This is a genomic window from uncultured Aliiroseovarius sp. (assembly GCF_947497285.1).
In the GTDB taxonomy this organism is placed as follows: Bacteria; Pseudomonadota; Alphaproteobacteria; order Rhodobacterales; family Rhodobacteraceae; genus Aliiroseovarius.
Genome location: NZ_CANMFT010000009.1, coordinates 1 through 15,375 on the forward strand (window position 1 = coordinate 1; position 15,375 = coordinate 15,375).

Here is a 15,375-nt window from a genome sequence, read left to right on the forward strand (position 1 = left end):
CGGCATAAACAATAGCAGGTGACCTGATTTGCGCGGTGAGGAGTTCCGCGGCCTCGCGCTCGGCATCCCGTTGTCGCTGTTCTTCTTCCTGCCGACGACGTTCCTCGAGAAGGCGCTGATCGGCAATGAGGGCACCCTGATGCAACTCGGCCTCGAGCGCTTCCCGCTGCGCGCGTTCCGCATCGAGCAGGCTTTGCAGACTGCTCATGCGGGATGCGTTTTCCCGCTCCAAGGCTGTCAACTCGCGCTCCCTTTCTGCGATCTGCCCTTCGAGCGCTTTGGTTTGGGCATCAAAAGCATCGCGCAGATCACCAACGGCGGCTTGGATTTCCGCATTGCGCTCGGATTGGCTGGTGGTGAGGGCCTCACGCAGGTGGGCAAGCTCATCAAGCATTTCGCGACTCGGTTCCGGGGCAGGGGTGGCCGGTACGTCGAGCGCCTCCTCGACCGCGATGAGCGCGTCATTGACCCGCCGGTCCGTCTCATCAGGGGGGAACTCCAGCCGCCCACCGCCGGGTTGTCCATCCTGGAATGGCGTGACTTCGGATGTCTCGAGCGGCGCAGGACCGTCCTGGGCGGCGGTTGCGAGCCAATAGGCAACGGCAGCACCGCCCAGCCCCAGGGCGATGGCCAAGGCACCCACGCCGACTCCACCGGACCGGGTTTTTGTCTTACCGTCCTTGAACGTGTCGAGGCGTTTTTGAAGATCAGGATCATCGGCCATGGTCAGTTGCTCACATAGATGGCGGATCGATCCCGCGCGATGCAGAGCGCCTCGTCGTCGATACGCAGAGTCCAGTAGTCATTCACACCGAGCACGCGGACGGTGTTGCCATCCTGCGTCCAGTTGACAGTACGCTCGCGGCCCTGCTCGTTGGCCTTGAAGATCGCGGGCTGGCGGCCGTTTTCGGGAAAAGTGAAATAGGTGTAGCGCCCATCGTCATAGACCGTTGCCGTGCGGAAATCGCTTTCGCCGGAGACGAGATAAGCGTAGTTGCGCGGCGCCTCAAAGCCTTTGGGCGTGCTGGTTCTGCGTTCTTCCTCCGGATAGCGAAACCGCACTTCGAAAAACATGCCCGTTCGGTTCGGGATCGAGCCTTCGCGCAGATGGAAAGAGTAGCTCCGCCGGTTGGTGATCACCGTCATGTTGGTGGAGGACCCTTCAACATGTGGTTTGATCGTCAGCACGTTGCCGAGCTCGGGGATTGGATCAACCTGGAAGCTTTCCGTGTCACCGACGATCACAGCTTCGAACCGCTCGCCGCGCCCGAAGTGGAGAGTGGTCGAATGGCGTAGATCGGTCTCAATTCGGAAGACCTGGTTCTCGTTGTAGACGGCGTAGCGGATGCGAACATCAAGCGGGCCGCCCGTGGGCGTGGCCTCGGCGAAGGCGTCTAATGGTAAAGAAAGGGCTAGGAGCAGTGTGGGCAGAATTTTCATTTGGGATCAATTCTCGAGAGTTTCAGCATCGACGCGGTAGGAGGTGACGACAAAGCCAAGGGGATTGGCCCAGACATCCTGCAGGCGCTGGCGGGTTTCCGGGCGAAATTCATAGGCGAGGGTGGCGACGTAGGGCCGGGTCACGGTGCGGGTGTCACGTTCTCGGCGAAGCGTGCGGGTGAAACGGACCTGGGCGACGCCGGGCTCGATCTGGTTCACCGAGCGGATTACCACATCGATCTTGGCCTCGCGGCCATAGATGGTGATCGGGTAATCCTCGTTGGTCGATGACCAGAGATCGCGCAGGGTACGGGCGGCATCGCCTTCGGAACGGTCCAGCACCGAGTTGATGCGTTGTTCGCCATCGGTGAGGTCATAGGTCTCCCGATCATCGACGTAAGAAACGAGGTTGGCCTGGATGATGGCGTCGCTTTCATCAAGGGTGAGGGCCGCGACCTGGGATACGCGATCCATCTCGCCGGTTTTCTTATCGACGACGACGACAAAAGTCTCGACAGATTTCAGAGGGAAGAGGGATACGGCTCCGAGAAATCCAACCAGCCCGACGACCACGCCTGCCGCTGCCACGAAATACGCAAATCGCTCCCGCCGTCTTGGCCCATAGATGAAATCAGCCTCGAAGGCGTCACGTGCTTTACTCATGGATCAGGTGGCCTCGCTCGTGTTGCGGAAAGACTTGGCGCGCGCCAGCATCGCACCGGGAGTTTGGCGGATGACCTGACCGGTTTTGACGAGGCCATCGCTGGTGGCATGGCGCAACTCATGCGGTGTTTTGCCGGTGGCTATGCGGGTCCCGCCGCCCGTGCCGTATTCACCTGCGTTCACGACGCCTTGACGCGCCAATCCGGTGAGACCGATAGCATTGGAGGCGATCCCGACCACGCCGGTGAGGTTCGAGGCGATGTAAGGCACCGAGGCCATGATGCCTGCGCTCAGGATCAGGATGACGAGGAAGGGTAGGATCAGGCTGACCGTGGCCACGTTGTCAGGATCGGCCGAGGAGGCCCCGATAATCTCGGCGATGGCGACGATGATGCCAGCAGCACCGGCTGCTGCTACAGGCATGAGGGCATAGCCAATGGTGGCGCGCGACCATGCCTCGAAGAGCGACTGGGTGGGTTTGAAGAGCGAGGCCAGGATCATGAAGGGCGCGATCACGATCATCAGGGTGAAGACGATCTTGGCGAAGGCGATGATCCCGGCTGTGACAGCAGCAAAGATGGCTGACAGAACAAAGAAGATCGCGCCCAGCACTGCGCCAAAGACCCAGCCCGCATTGTCGCCGATCGCATCGCCATAGGCGGTGATGCGATTGACCATGGAATCGAGGCTTTCATAGACGCCGGCTTCGTCGCCGGATGCCGTGAGAGACAGGATGCGGGCCCCGATGGCGTCTGGAACATCCGTTGCGATCCCGTAGATGATGGAGAAATTGTCCCAACTCTGCGCGAAGAGGCCAACCAGGGCCACTTTGATGCCGAAGGCAAATCCGCTGCCGAAACTCATGGGGCGCAACTGCATCACGACATTGACGCCGAGCAGGATCAGCAAGACGCCTGAACCGATGGAAATCACGTCGCCGATCTGACCGGCGGCCTGGACAAACCCGGCTTCCGCGACGGAATCGATGGCGTCATCCACCTCGCTGAGTATGTCGCGAATGATCCCCATTACTCCGAGCAGACCTCTTGGAACTCGGCTTCCAGAGCGTCGGCTTGCCCACGCAATGCGATAACATCGAAGGGGAGTTTTGGGTTGTCAGACGTCTGGAACCGTTCATGCGCAACGACGGCGTCATCCCATGACACCGCATCGAACTGGCAGCCACAGTTGCGCGTCTCGATGGCCCTTTCCGCCGCGACGATACGTAAGATTTCACGGTAGCCATTGCGGACAAGGGCGAAGGAATGCAGTTCGCGTGGCGGACGCGGCGCAACACATGCTTCAGCCTGTTCTTCAGGCTGGGCCATGGATTCAAAGCTGCCGGAAGTCTGGGCGAAACCCGGCCCTGCGAAGGCCAGCAAAAGCCCAAGCGCGATATCGATACGTCGGATCACTCGGACACCTCCATGGAGCGGAAGCGTCGTTCGGCGGCGAGAGTGGCGGCATCGACAACGCCGAGCTGGCCTGCGCTCACACCCTGGGCTGCTTCGAGGCGCCAGATCTGGGTCATGATGATCCCGAGCTCAGCGGTGACACGGGTGTTGAGATCGACCGCCGCCTTCAGCCCGTCCTGATCATCAATGAGGCCCACCATGGTTTCCAACCGCTCAAGGCTGGCCCCGGCTTCCTCGTGGGATTCTTGCGCTGCCACCGAGAGCATGGCGCTGGCACCTGCCGAGGTGGCGAGGCGGTTGTCGGCGGATTCCGTGGAAGCGGACAGGTCTGAGAGCTGGGTGGAGGTGAGTCCGGTACCGGTGAGTGCGGTCTCGACCTGGCTTGCCAGATCCGATCCGGAGATAAACCCGGAGGTAAAATCCCCGTTAGCCAGTGCCTGCAAGGTTTCGAGAGGTCCGACCAGAGCGCCGCGCAGCTCTTCGAATTCTTCTATCGTGGCGAAGAGATCACCCAGCCCGTTGCCGTTGATGAGCGAGCGCAATTGGGCCTCAAGGTTTTCGAGCTGCATCAGTTGTGTTTCCAACTCCCTCCGGAGCGTTGTCAGCTGTTCATGCTGGATGCCGAGATCTTCAGCCATGTGCTCCAGTTGCAGCAGGAGTTGTTTCAGCGCTTGCCCGTCAAACGTGGGCACGCCTTGAGCCGTGGCTGGGGTGACAAGGACCGGAGAAATTAGGACTGCGGATGTGCAAAGGCTGAGCGCGGTGGCCGCGCTGAGTAGAATGCGTTTCATTCGGATACCTCCATGGCCATGAACTTCCTCTCTTCCAGGCGATCCACGACGAGATGCTGGGCGCGGGCTGCCTCGCGCATCTGGTTTGCAGCCATCAGCCGGACGCGGAGAGAGAGGATGCGGGCGATCTCGGCCCGTGCGTAGGAGTTGAGCTCGATTGCTGCCTTCACATTCGGCTGTTCATCAATCTGCCGGATGATCGCGGCCAGTCGGTTGACCACCTGCTCGGTTGTCGCGTGAGCATCGGCGGCATAATAAAGGCTCGCATCCGAGATGTTGGAATACTCCGCCAGCGCCATATCGGCCGGCGTCAGCGTGCCAAGCGCATCCGCGCCGCCGACCACGGCGAGGTATTCATTGTAGAAATGCGAGATGTTGCGCACATAGCCTTGGGTTTCCGGGAAGGGCGGTACACCGCCATATTGCTGCACCCGACCGGGCCCGGCATTATAGGCGGCCAATGCGTGCGGGATATTGCCAAAGCTACCCAGTTGCGTGGTGATGTAGCGCGCGCCACCGCGCAGATTGTCCATGACATCATAGCGGTCGACACCCATGTCAGAGGCAGTGCCGGGCATGAGCTGGGTGAGACCATAGGCGCCGACCGGGCTTTGGGCGGTGACGCTGAACCGACTTTCCTGCTTGATCAGGGCCTGGAACAGGCAGCGCCACTGGGTGGGAGACAGGCCCGCCCGCGCCACGCCGGGAGATCCGGCATATTCCCCAGCGACTTGAACAATCATCATCTCGATGGTTTCGCGGCCTTCGCCGAAAATGCGGCTGTCCATCGGATGATTAGAGGTAGACGGATAGATCGCCGAGGCCGGGAAACTGGCATTGCCCTCAAGGGACTGGATGTTGAAGCCCTGTCCGGTGATGGCATCGGTGATCTCTTCCAGCACACGCAACTGTTCGGCCTGGATTTCAGCCAGTTGCTCCTCCGTGGACAGAACCTCACGTTGTGTTGTCGCGTCCTCACCCAACTGACCAAGCATCGCCACCAGCTGCCCAAGCCCGGAATTGTCCTGGACCGGCACGCCTTGCGCGAGCGCGTCAAAAGGCACGCAGACAGGCAGACAGAAAGTGGCTGCAGATATGAGGAGCGTGGCCCGCATCAGCCGCCCAGCACCGGCTCGAATGTGCAATCACTTTCGATGTCAGGGGATTTCGTGGAGAACGATAGGTGTGGGGTCGCGTTGCGCGACACACCTGGTTCACCGTTCTTGCCGAAACAGGGGGAGGTCTTCTCGGTGTAACGTTCGCAGGCGGCAACACCGAGAAGTGTGATCATCAACAAAGTCATTCGCATGGGTTCCTCCAGAATTCAGGGGTGGTGCGCCAATCGGGTTCGACCTGGGCCTCGCCGGTCCGCCCACCCCCGAGGATCGGGAGCAAGTCCCCTAGGGCTGACAGATCAGCATCGACAAAGAGGCTGTCGCCGGCGGATCGGACCAGCGCGATCCGCTGACCGGCCGTTGGCTGGGTGAGCAGGGAGGCTTCCTTTTCCGAGACGCGTAGGAAGTCATAATCAGCGGGCGTGGCCCGATCATTGGGAAAGAGAATTTGGGTTGGAACGGTTTCGACGATGGTCTTGCCGACCCGGGCGTCGCGCAACTGACTTGGATATTGCGTCATCATCACCACGACGCAGTTCATCTTGCGAAGGGTCACCAACCAGTTTTCCAGCCGCGCGCCGAAGTAGGGATCATCGAGCAGCTTCCAGGCCTCATCGAGAACGATGATCGTGGGGCGGCGATCTTCAACCACGCGTTCGATTTGGCGGAAGATGTAGGACAGCACTGCCATGCGCTCGGTTGACATGTCCAGGATCTCGGTCATGTCAAACCCGACGATATCGCTGTCGAGTGACAGCGCGGGACCGGAAGAGTTCGCGGCAAACACCCAGCCGTAGCGTCCGCCCGGTACCCATTCGCCAACGCGTGATTGCAACTCGCCGCCATCGTCGAGTGCGCGGAACAGGGTCTCGAAACTCTCGAAGGATTGCAGCGAAGCCCCGGCACCCGCGTTCTGGCGCACCGCGCTTTGGACGTGGCGGGACTGTTCGCCCGAGAGGGTGCCGTGGGTGGAAAGAAGCGTGCCCAGCCAGTCAGACAACCAGGCACGACCTCGTTCATCGGTTTCTGTGGCCAACGGGTTGAGACCCGTGGGCACACCGGCCCGCACCTCGTGATACTTGCCGCCCAAGGCGCGCACGGCCATCTCGAGGCCGCGGTCCTTGTCGAAGAAGAACAGCCGGGTCCCTACCCGCTGCGACTGCGCCGCGAGAAAGGCCGTCGTCAGCGTCTTGCCGGTGCCGGTGCGGCCCAGCACCAGCGTATGGCCGACAGTGGGTTCTTCGACCGCGTCGCCTGCCTCGTGGAAATTGAACCTATAACCGGACGTTCCAGCGCTTGGCAGTACGGTGATGGGTTCACCCCACGGACTGTCCTGCCCGCCGCGCCCTTCGACCGACCCATGCAGCGCCGCGAAATCCGCGAAGTTGATCGAGGAGATCGGCGTGCGCCTCGCCCGGTAGCCAAAGTTCCCGGGATGTTGAGCGAAATAAGTGGCTTTCAGCGCCATGTTCTCGCGCACGATCACGGCCATGATCTCCTGGCCCGCGCGTTTGATCTGTGCTGCGGCGCGCTCGAGCATTTCGCGGCTTTCTGCGTAGACGGCGATGGAGAGGTGATGATTGCCAAAGGCGATGCGGCCCGCCTCCTGATCATCTGCGGCAATGGCGAGTTGGTCGCGCAGCGAGACGGCGGCATCATCCGAGGCGTGCATCTGGCGGATGATCCGCTGGATACGCTCGGCCATGATATTGGTCGGAATCGGAGTGAAAGAATTGGTCAGCACCATGTCGAGCGGCAGGTCGAGCCCGTCGAGCAGCGTGACATCCGTGAGGGCGGGGTAGGACTTGATGCTGAACAGCGCGCCGTATCGGGTTGTACCGGTGGTGGCGCACTCAACCCAGACCGTGTCGCCTTCGAAAGTTGCACGGACATCGCCCAACTGATGAGACAAGGGCAGGGCGCTTTGGCCAAACGCCACCGGCGCAAACGATCCTGAGTTCAGCGTGTTCAGAAACCCAAGCCATTCACCGCTCGCCGTGGTCAGGCGTTTCGGTTTAGCATTGGCCAGGGCGACCTCGAAGAACCCAATGACTTCATTCAGCTCATGCACCCGCGCAGTGCGATCCTTAACCCAGCCTTTGCGGGCGAGGCCACGCAGGAGCGGCAGCCGTGAGGATAGTTCAGGACGGCGTAGGATGGTGAGATAGAGTTGTGTCTTCTTCGGTTGCAGGTCTGTGACATGGCGCTGCCAGCGCCGATCAATCTCAGAGGCAAAGCTGTCGCCTTCAATGGGATGCAGCAAAAGATCCTGCGGCATCGAGATCCGATGCACATAGAAGCCGAAGAGATCGCCGGTCTGGGCAACGATGGCGGCAACTGCGCGTCGAAGCGCGTCGAGCTCCGCATCCGGCGAAGTCATTGGGTTGAGACCATCAAGGCGCAGGGTGGCCAACAGATCGCCCTCGCGTAGGATCAGCACATCTTCCGCCACCCGCGCAAAATACGGCAGGTGCTCTGCGAGAAAGCTCTCCCGTGCGAATGTACGCCCGTCCGCTGCCAAAAGCGCAGGGGATGTGGATTTGCTGCCATCAAGTGCCAAAGCTGTCACCTCCATGCAGGGCGCGGTTCTTCGTAGCGCGGACGGAACCGTAAGAGACCCGCAGCACCTCGAAAAAATGAGGCTCCTTGTCGGCCACGACCCAGAGCACCGGGTAGGCGATCATCCCGATCAGGAAAAACACCAATGACTTCGTCCAGATGAACGGCAGAACAACCCCCAAGGCTAAGACAACCAGATAGCCAACAGGGAGACCTAGATATTTGGGAGGCCTCGCAAGACCCAAAAACAAAGGGGATCGTTCTGCCATCAGCCTACCTCACCGATTGGAGCCAGAAGGGTGAGACAAACATCAGGTGAACCCGTCAACGATAGTGCCGGCCGAGAAAATCAACACAATTCCGATGATGACGGAGGCAAACCATCCCCAGTTCAACCGCCCCATCATGCACATGAAGCCAGTGCCGATGACGGCAAGCGTGGACACGGCAATGCCAATTGGACCCGTGAGGGCCGCCTCGACCGTCTCCAGCATGGTTTGGATCGGCGAGAGGTCTTGCGCAAGCGCAGGGTTGGAACAAAGCGCCTGTGCTGCCGTGGCGAGCAATAAGTGTCGGAGGCGAGAATATCTCATAGTCGGTCCTTTGCGATGGATCATTGCAACGCGATCACGACGGGCGCGCGCGTGCTGCGCCTGGTTGAAACCAGATTGCCAGGCAGGCCTGTCTGTTGACGGGATAAACGATCTCGAATGTTGTGAATGCGGGCGATGAAGTCCCGGGTCTCTGTGAAGGGAGGCACGCCGCCATAAGCCCTGACGCGATGAGGACCTGCGTTGTAGGCAGCGAGCGCCAGATCGACATCACGAAACGCACCTATCTGGGCCATCAGATACCGCGCTGCCCCTTCGAGGTTTTGGACGGGGTCGGTCGGGTCAATTCCCAGATCATGTGCTGTCGCGGGCATCAGCTGGCCAAGACCATAAGCTCCTTTGGGGCTGACAGCAGTCGGGTTGTAACCACTTTCGGCTTCGATCAATGCCTGGAACAGAAAATGCCAATCGGCGGGTGAGAGCTTGATGGAAAGCAGGGAGCGGTTCGCAACGTGACGTTCTGATGTTGCGCGGATGGCCGAGAGGATCGCGTGACGGGTTTCAAGATGAGATGGCTTTAGGCGTGCGACCTCGTGTTCCGCCGATTCTCGCCCGTGATCGTTCCAGCCGGACGTTCTGACGCTGCCGTCAGCCCTGATCACCATCAGGTCCGCCATCGCCGCCCTCGGCGTTGCGGATATCGAGATCGATAGAGACAGGGCGACCATCACCAAAGCTGGTGTGGTGATTGACAAGCCCCGGCCAGATCGCGAAGTGGCGCACCTTGGGTCCGTGTTTCTGGACCTTGGCTGCGACCAGGATGAGTTCTTCATCCCCGACGCAATAGATGCACTGGTACAGCGGCTTACCGTCACCTGTACCTCCTACGAGCTCATACCGACAGGTGAACGCCACCTTCCTCTGAATGAGGTCTTTCACACCATCCAGTGTGATCAGACTCAGGTGTCTCGCTATCGGCATGGTCTCTCCCTTTGAGAGACCTTCATACATGATGCAAACATCACGAAAAGCATAGATAGAGTCAATATATATAAAACGTAGGAAATAGAAATATGTGGAAACAGGCCGAAATCCCCACTAAGTTGAGCTTGATTTAGACCGCCATAAGGAGGGGCTGATGCGCTCATTCATTCTCAACTTGATCTTTTCAGCGATGATTCTACCGATCTCAGCCAAGCCCAGTCGCGCCTACGACATGGATTGCGCGATCATGCTCTGCATGGCGGGAGGGTTTCCGCCGGGGGCGGTCTGTTCAGCCGCCTATGCGGAAATGATCCGGCGCATCACGCCCTGGCCGATACGACCACCGTTTGGAATCTGCTCCTTCGCGGCGGCGCCAGTTGAATTGGGAGGTTCAGGCGGGAAATGGGAGGTGGATGTTTCCACGTCCGATTATGCTTGGTTGCGGCGGACACGTGTGCTCTGGTTTTATGGGACGTCGTATAAGGAAGATACTGGGCCACGGAAATGGGACTGGTCCCTTCGCTCATGCGATCATGAGAACAGCAACTGCCAGGTCCTCATCCGAGTTTATAAGTCGAGGACAGCTTGGCCAATCAGTTTTGTCAGCCAGAACGGTCAAACGATCCCCTATCCTGAAGATGGACGCCTTCCGTCCCTCTATCGCCGCGCGGTATTGGTTGAGTATGGCGACTATAAGGGAATGATGGGTCATTCGGCCTGGTATACCTATTGACCGGGTGAAATGTCATTGTCTCCGAGCAAGTGCACACTAATCATGGTGTCATCAATTGCTGAAGGATCCTCAAACCATACGCGTATCACCTGACCGGAGTTCCAGAGGTAGTCCCGCCAGACAAGCCGTTCCGTGGTTTCTTCCCGCATGACAGCTTCAGAGATGGGTTTGGCGAAGAGCAGCTTCTTACACATCGTCTGCGGTCCAACTGGGATATTGGTTGGAGACGTTCCTTTTGCCTCGCAAGCCAACGGATTGCGTGCTGCAGGGTGCACTGTCACCCTGGTTCATGGACCTTCTCAACCTTTGAGCTGGCAGGTCTGGTTGCGTATTGTCCTTACCTACAGTCATTTGCCGCTCTCTCGCGGCTTGTTCAGATCCTCATAGATCACGGGGCAGGCAAAAGCCTGGAAACGCCCATCATTATTGCCACAAATCGGACCGATCGTGGTGGGTGTGAAACCCATCGACCGCGCCATTTTCTGAAACCCGATCGGACCGAGAAACAAGCAGCTATCTGCCCTTTGTGATGCAAGAAAGGCATTCGATGCCTGCAGCACCGCAGCCCCAGCGCCGGGCGTGCCATCGGTGACAAGGCGTGTGAGTTCCCAGGTGCCGCGATCGACAGGCGGAACGCCAGTACAAAGATCAACAGGCAAGCCATCGAGCAGACCGCGACATGCGTCGCGGATCATGTAGGAGAACAAGCCATGATCTGCAGCACCTGCAACGCTGTCGGTGCGCACAAGTCGCGCACCACCCACAACCATGTTTGTGCCTTCCAACAGAGCGATGATGTAGACAGAGTCGGGGCGGTCATATTGATCGAGATCGGTCTGTCCTGAGATCCAGACTTTCCAGCCCTTGCCCAAGGCAAAGACGCGTTTCCTAAGGTCCAGAAAATGCCCGATCAGGCGCATTTCTGACGAAAAGGCAGCGCGTGGGGAAAACAGCTCTTGCGGCATTTGCGCGACGACACAGGAGACACCGTCTTTTGATCGGGGTGCCAATACATTTGTTTGTGTGTGGGCCATGGTTCGCTTTCGGATTCGATGATTTGACATGCCAATCAGTCACCGAGCGGGTGGGCAGGTCTAGCAAAATCGTTCACTTATTGATAGAAACTGACCTGAGGCCAGAAACCTCAGGTTTGCCCCGACCTACCGTCGGTGCAGATCTGACCTAGGGTCAGGTCCGGTATGTGATGAGTGGGGGAATCAGCTTTGGAGATCTACGAAAAGGGGATCCAACAGAACCCCGATGCTATCGAAACAACGAATGCTGTTTCCAAAGCCTTTGCACCGTTTCGGGCGGATATCGAGGAAATTGCCATTTCCGGATACAGCCTTCTGGTGAATGTAAATGTGCGCGGATACGAGTATTTTGAAAGCACGTACCCGCCCGAATGGAAGGAAGAATACGAGAAGCGGCGCTACTTTGCCTTTGATCCTGTTCTGGTCTGGTCGCTGTTTTCTACAGGAGACAAGCGCTGGTCCGAGGTACCGATCCCTGACCTGCGCCGGTTCATGAACTCCGCAAAGAAATATGGATTGGTCTATGGTGCCGCGTTCAGCCGAAAGACTGGGACCAACCGGTCCTTGCTGAGTGTCTCGCGCCATGACCGGGAATTGCTGCCTCATGAAATCTTGTTTCTGTCCGGACTAGCGACTGATTTTTTTGAAAGCCTTGAAGACGAGCGTGCGTTGTCGCAAGGCGAGATCGCCGTGTTGCAATGCCTGTCTGAAGACAAGAATGTTAAAGAAGCAGCGGAACATCTGGGAATATCTGAGTCTGCGGCTAAAGAAAGGCTTGCCTCGGCACGACGTAAAGTGGGGTGCAAGACCAACTATCAGCTTGTGGCCACGGCGCTGAGGAAGAATTTGATCCGTTGACTATCGACAGAATGTTAAAAAATTCGATCCTGAAGGCTCTTACGAAGACGTACGTAACACCGATTCGGAACCAATGCGGACGGGGCGGGATGCCACGTTTGGGCCTTCGAATTAATCCAACATCAGCTGGCCCGCCGCTAGTCCGATTTCGTACAAGTGCATTCGAACGATGGTCAGCGGCGGATCATTGATGTCGATCAGGGGAATATCGTTGTACCCGGTGATCGATATGTCGTCGGGAATGCGGTGGCCGGCCTTGCGGCAGGCGTGGATTGCGCCGACGACCACCAGATCATTCACACATATGATGACCTCGGGCCGCGTCGGAGTGGCGGACAACAACGTCTCGGCGGCCTCATCTCCTTTTTCGGCAGTCATGCGATGCTCGGGCAGGTACCACCACAGTTCCTGATCCATGCCTTCTTTGGAATAGATGTAGCGATAAATGGTTTCCTGGCAGACGCGTAACTTAGCGCCTTCATAAATCATCCGGTTGCCGATCTGCTCGGGGGTCCAGCCAAGCTTAACCTTAGCCACAACTGTCTTGCACAGATCAGGATGCCGGATCAGTTTGCGTTGCACGGATCGACGCTTGTCCGTTTGTAATTGAGCCGCATGACCGAAGTATCCAGCATACTTCTTGGGGAATGCATCATCGGCCCAAAAGTTGCGCTTGATCTCTCGAAAAATCGTGGATTTGTGACGTTTCAAAACGCGCGCCATCTCTCGGACGGGGACTTTCGCATGCCACCAATCCTCAATTCTGCGGCGTTCTTTCAAGCTCAGTTGCGTGTAAACCGCTCCCATGCGATATTCCTCCTATTAGATAACTCATTGTTTTCTAACAGGAGTCGCACTTCATGGTAGCGCGCTCCAACGCTAAATATATAAACGCATAATGAAGTTTATGTTAATTAATTCTGGGCGATGCTCTAGATCGCAGTTTTGAGGTAAGCAATCCTAAGAAGAACGTCAAATCCACGTCAGTTATTGCTGGCAACTTCTAAAAACTGCCGGTCAAGCACGTTGCAGAATTTCGCAGATTTCACTTTGGTCAAGAACGACAGGATTGGCCTTGGTGGATGAGGCATTCGCGCTGAGCTTCCCGATTGTCTCGATTTCCGTTTCGAGAACACCTAAGTCGTACAGACTCGGCAATCCATTGGAATCGACAAACCGGTGTAGGGATAACACTCCGCTCCCCATCGGGACGCCAAGGCCATTGGCGAGCCATCCGTCCACTTCGTCAAATCGCGCGACGCTCTCTGATCGGCGCTTCAAGGCCTCGGAATTGATGGTAAGCCCGGAAGCCAGAAGCCTTCCGCAGATGGCCCCGTGGGCCGCGCCCCGCCCGCCGATAACAGAGGCGAGACCATGAATGATTCCCAATCCAGAATTCGCCAAGGCTATACCGCTGAGAAAGCTCGCGCGGGCCAGTGCGTCGCGTGCTTTGGCGTCTTCACACGTCATCAGCCTGTGCAATGCGGCCATGGCCGGACGGATATTGGCCTCGCACAGAGCGTCCGTCACCGGATTGGCCCGGTTGCACAGATAGCTTTCGATAAGCTGGGTAATCGCGTCCAGCGCGCTCGCCAGTGTCAGGCTTTTTGGGGACCTGTCGGTCAGTGCAGGGTCCACGATTGCCAGATCCGGCACGAGGCGCGGATCCCGCATGCTGATCTTTGCCCGCCGTTCGGGAACGCCAATCACCGCATTGCGCGTCGCTTCGGCGCCGGTTCCGGCGGTTGTCGGGATGGCAATGAATGGCAAGGGATCATTCAGCTGTCGCGGGGATGCGGTGCCCAGTTCCAGATACTCCGCGACGTCGCCCTCGCTGACGCAGAGCCCGGCAACGGCCTTGCCCAGATCAAGAGTCGCGCCGCCCCCAACAGAGACAATGCACTCTGCCCTGTGATCGCGGGCGACGGCAACGGCATTGCGGACGCCTTCAAGATCCGGCTCTCCCGCCGAATACACGACTTGCAGGCAGCAGCCCGAACGGATCAGGTCCGCGGCCAGTTCGTCCACCCATGCCACCGACCTTCCCCGTACCAGCAAGACACGGGGTCCAATCCCGGCGATCTCGGCCGCGGCCGTAGCACGACAGTCACGACCGAAAATCGTACGTTTCGGGGCGGTCAGCGCAAAACCTGTCATGCGGCGGCGGCGCTCCCGGTTACCTGGCGGGCATAGTGCGCGGCCATGTCGGACAGGGCGATGGGCTTGATCCGGGGCGCATAGCCCGCGCTGCCGAATTGCTCGAACCGATCGCGGCAGACGGCGGACATGGCCTCGATGCCCGGCGCGAGGTATTTGCGCGGATCGAACTCACCGGGGTGTTTGGCAAAGACCGTGCGGATCGCGCCTGTCAATGCCAGCCGCAGATCCGTATCCACATTGACCTTGCGCACGCCATAGCGGATGCCGTTCTGGATTTCCTCGACCGGTACGCCCCAGGTTGGGGCAATCTCGCCGCCATGAGCATTGATGATGTCCTGCAACTCCTGCGGCACAGAGGAGGAGCCGTGCATCACCAGATGCGTGTCCGGCAGACGCGCATGAATCTCGCGCAGGCGGTCAATCGCGAGGATGTCGCCATCCGGTTTGCGGGTGAACTTGTAGGCCCCGTGCGATGTGCCGATGGCTACCGCCAGCGCATCGACGCCGGTCAGACGCACGAAGTCTGCCGCTTCTTCCGGGTCGGTCAGAAGCTGTTCACGCGACAAGGCCCCTTCGAACCCATGACCGTCCTCGGCCTCTCCGCGCAGGGTTTCGAGCGACCCCAGATGCCCGATTTCCCCCTCCACCGACACACCCACCAGATGCGCCATTTCGACGACCTTGGCCGTCACGGCAACGTTTTCGTCAAACGTGGTGGGCGTCTTGCCATCGGCTTTGAGAGAGCCGTCCATCATGACCGAGGAGAACCCGTTGGTGATCGCCGAAAGGCAGGTCGCGGGCGCGTTGCCATGGTCCTGATGCATGCAGACCGGGATATGCGGGTAAAGCTCGATCGCGGCGCGGATCAGGTGTGACAGCACGATGTCATTGGCAAAGGCGCGCGCGCCCCGGCTGGCCTGCATGATGACCGGGCTTTGGGTGGCGTCCGCTGCCGCCATGATGGCCAGCATCTGCTCCATGTTGTTCACGTTGAACGCGGGCAGCGCGTAATCATGTTCTGCCGCGTGATCGAGTAGCTGACGCAGGGATACGAGAGCCATGAAGATGTCCT

The 15,375-nt window shown here is 58.8% G+C and carries 18 protein-coding genes and 1 pseudogene; 2 read left to right on the forward strand and 17 right to left on the reverse strand.

Features of this window, described 5'->3' with window-relative positions:
• The 13 genes and pseudogenes from Q0864_RS14805 to Q0864_RS14865 all read right to left on the reverse strand — a co-directional run.
• Positions 1–724 (reverse strand): annotated as a pseudogene (locus Q0864_RS14805) (type IV secretion system protein B10); the annotation flags it as partial.
• A gap of 2 nt (positions 725–726) precedes the next feature.
• On the reverse strand, positions 727–1,440 hold the full coding sequence (locus Q0864_RS14810) for a TrbG/VirB9 family P-type conjugative transfer protein (RefSeq protein ID WP_298571217.1): 714 nt from the start codon (positions 1,438–1,440) through the stop codon (positions 727–729).
• Positions 1,441–1,446: 6 nt separating this feature from the next.
• Positions 1,447–2,103 (reverse strand): type IV secretion system protein, encoded by a 657-nt coding sequence (locus Q0864_RS14815; RefSeq protein ID WP_298571219.1) that lies wholly within the window; start codon positions 2,101–2,103, stop codon positions 1,447–1,449.
• A 3-nt stretch (positions 2,104–2,106) separates the two neighbouring features.
• Complete coding sequence (locus tag Q0864_RS14820; protein ID WP_298571221.1) at positions 2,107–3,132, reverse strand: type IV secretion system protein; 1,026 nt, start codon at positions 3,130–3,132, stop codon at positions 2,107–2,109.
• Positions 3,132–3,518 (reverse strand): hypothetical protein, encoded by a 387-nt coding sequence (locus Q0864_RS14825; protein ID WP_298571222.1) that lies wholly within the window; start codon positions 3,516–3,518, stop codon positions 3,132–3,134. The genes Q0864_RS14820 and Q0864_RS14825 overlap by 1 nt, the downstream gene beginning before the upstream one ends.
• Complete coding sequence (locus Q0864_RS14830; RefSeq protein ID WP_298571223.1) at positions 3,515–4,309, reverse strand: type IV secretion system protein; 795 nt, start codon at positions 4,307–4,309, stop codon at positions 3,515–3,517. The genes Q0864_RS14825 and Q0864_RS14830 overlap by 4 nt, the downstream gene beginning before the upstream one ends.
• Entirely contained in the window at positions 4,306–5,424 is a 1,119-nt protein-coding gene (locus tag Q0864_RS14835) for a lytic transglycosylase domain-containing protein (protein WP_298571225.1), read from the reverse strand. Before Q0864_RS14835 ends, Q0864_RS14830 begins: the two co-directional genes overlap by 4 nt.
• A complete protein-coding gene (locus Q0864_RS14840; RefSeq protein ID WP_298571227.1) occupies positions 5,424–5,600 on the reverse strand; it encodes a hypothetical protein in 177 nt (58 codons plus the stop codon). Before Q0864_RS14840 ends, Q0864_RS14835 begins: the two co-directional genes overlap by 1 nt.
• A gap of 8 nt (positions 5,601–5,608) precedes the next feature.
• Complete coding sequence (locus Q0864_RS14845) at positions 5,609–7,999, reverse strand: type IV secretion system protein B4 (RefSeq protein ID WP_298571229.1); 2,391 nt, start codon at positions 7,997–7,999, stop codon at positions 5,609–5,611.
• Positions 7,974–8,252: a VirB3 family type IV secretion system protein gene (locus Q0864_RS14850; protein WP_298571231.1), complete on the reverse strand. Its 279-nt coding sequence runs from the start codon at positions 8,250–8,252 to the stop codon at positions 7,974–7,976. The genes Q0864_RS14845 and Q0864_RS14850 overlap by 26 nt, the downstream gene beginning before the upstream one ends.
• Before the next feature lie 42 nt (positions 8,253–8,294).
• Positions 8,295–8,576 carry a TrbC/VirB2 family protein gene (locus Q0864_RS14855; RefSeq protein WP_298571234.1) on the reverse strand — a complete coding sequence of 94 codons (282 nt, stop codon included), beginning with the start codon at positions 8,574–8,576 and terminating at the stop codon, positions 8,295–8,297.
• A gap of 20 nt (positions 8,577–8,596) precedes the next feature.
• Positions 8,597–9,211 carry a lytic transglycosylase domain-containing protein gene (locus Q0864_RS14860; RefSeq protein ID WP_298571236.1) on the reverse strand — a complete coding sequence of 205 codons (615 nt, stop codon included), beginning with the start codon at positions 9,209–9,211 and terminating at the stop codon, positions 8,597–8,599.
• Positions 9,183–9,515 carry a hypothetical protein gene (locus Q0864_RS14865; RefSeq protein WP_298571237.1) on the reverse strand — a complete coding sequence of 111 codons (333 nt, stop codon included), beginning with the start codon at positions 9,513–9,515 and terminating at the stop codon, positions 9,183–9,185. Before Q0864_RS14865 ends, Q0864_RS14860 begins: the two co-directional genes overlap by 29 nt.
• Before the next feature lie 157 nt (positions 9,516–9,672).
• On the opposite strand from Q0864_RS14865, the gene Q0864_RS14870 reads away from it, so the two are divergent.
• Entirely contained in the window at positions 9,673–10,251 is a 579-nt protein-coding gene (locus Q0864_RS14870) for a hypothetical protein (protein WP_298571238.1), read from the forward strand.
• Between the two features lie 347 nt (positions 10,252–10,598).
• Here the strand turns inward: Q0864_RS14870 and Q0864_RS14875 are convergent, their stop codons facing one another.
• Positions 10,599–11,285, reverse strand: coding sequence for an acyl-homoserine-lactone synthase (locus tag Q0864_RS14875; RefSeq protein WP_298571240.1), 687 nt, complete (start codon positions 11,283–11,285; stop codon positions 10,599–10,601).
• A 189-nt stretch (positions 11,286–11,474) separates the two neighbouring features.
• Here Q0864_RS14875 and Q0864_RS14880 point away from each other — a divergent pair, with 189 nt between their 5' ends.
• A complete protein-coding gene (locus Q0864_RS14880; protein WP_298571242.1) occupies positions 11,475–12,143 on the forward strand; it encodes a LuxR family transcriptional regulator in 669 nt (222 codons plus the stop codon).
• Between the two features lie 111 nt (positions 12,144–12,254).
• Here Q0864_RS14880 and Q0864_RS14885 read toward each other — a convergent pair whose 3' ends face one another.
• From Q0864_RS14885 to fba, 3 genes are all read right to left on the reverse strand, one after another.
• Positions 12,255–12,950 carry a helix-turn-helix domain-containing protein gene (locus Q0864_RS14885; protein WP_298571244.1) on the reverse strand — a complete coding sequence of 232 codons (696 nt, stop codon included), beginning with the start codon at positions 12,948–12,950 and terminating at the stop codon, positions 12,255–12,257.
• A gap of 210 nt (positions 12,951–13,160) precedes the next feature.
• Positions 13,161–14,300 (reverse strand): iron-containing alcohol dehydrogenase, encoded by a 1,140-nt coding sequence (locus tag Q0864_RS14890; RefSeq protein ID WP_298571246.1) that lies wholly within the window; start codon positions 14,298–14,300, stop codon positions 13,161–13,163.
• A complete protein-coding gene (gene fba / locus Q0864_RS14895; protein WP_298571248.1) occupies positions 14,297–15,364 on the reverse strand; it encodes a class II fructose-bisphosphate aldolase in 1,068 nt (355 codons plus the stop codon). The genes Q0864_RS14890 and fba overlap by 4 nt, the downstream gene beginning before the upstream one ends.
• Between the last annotated feature and the right edge of the window lie 11 nt (positions 15,365–15,375).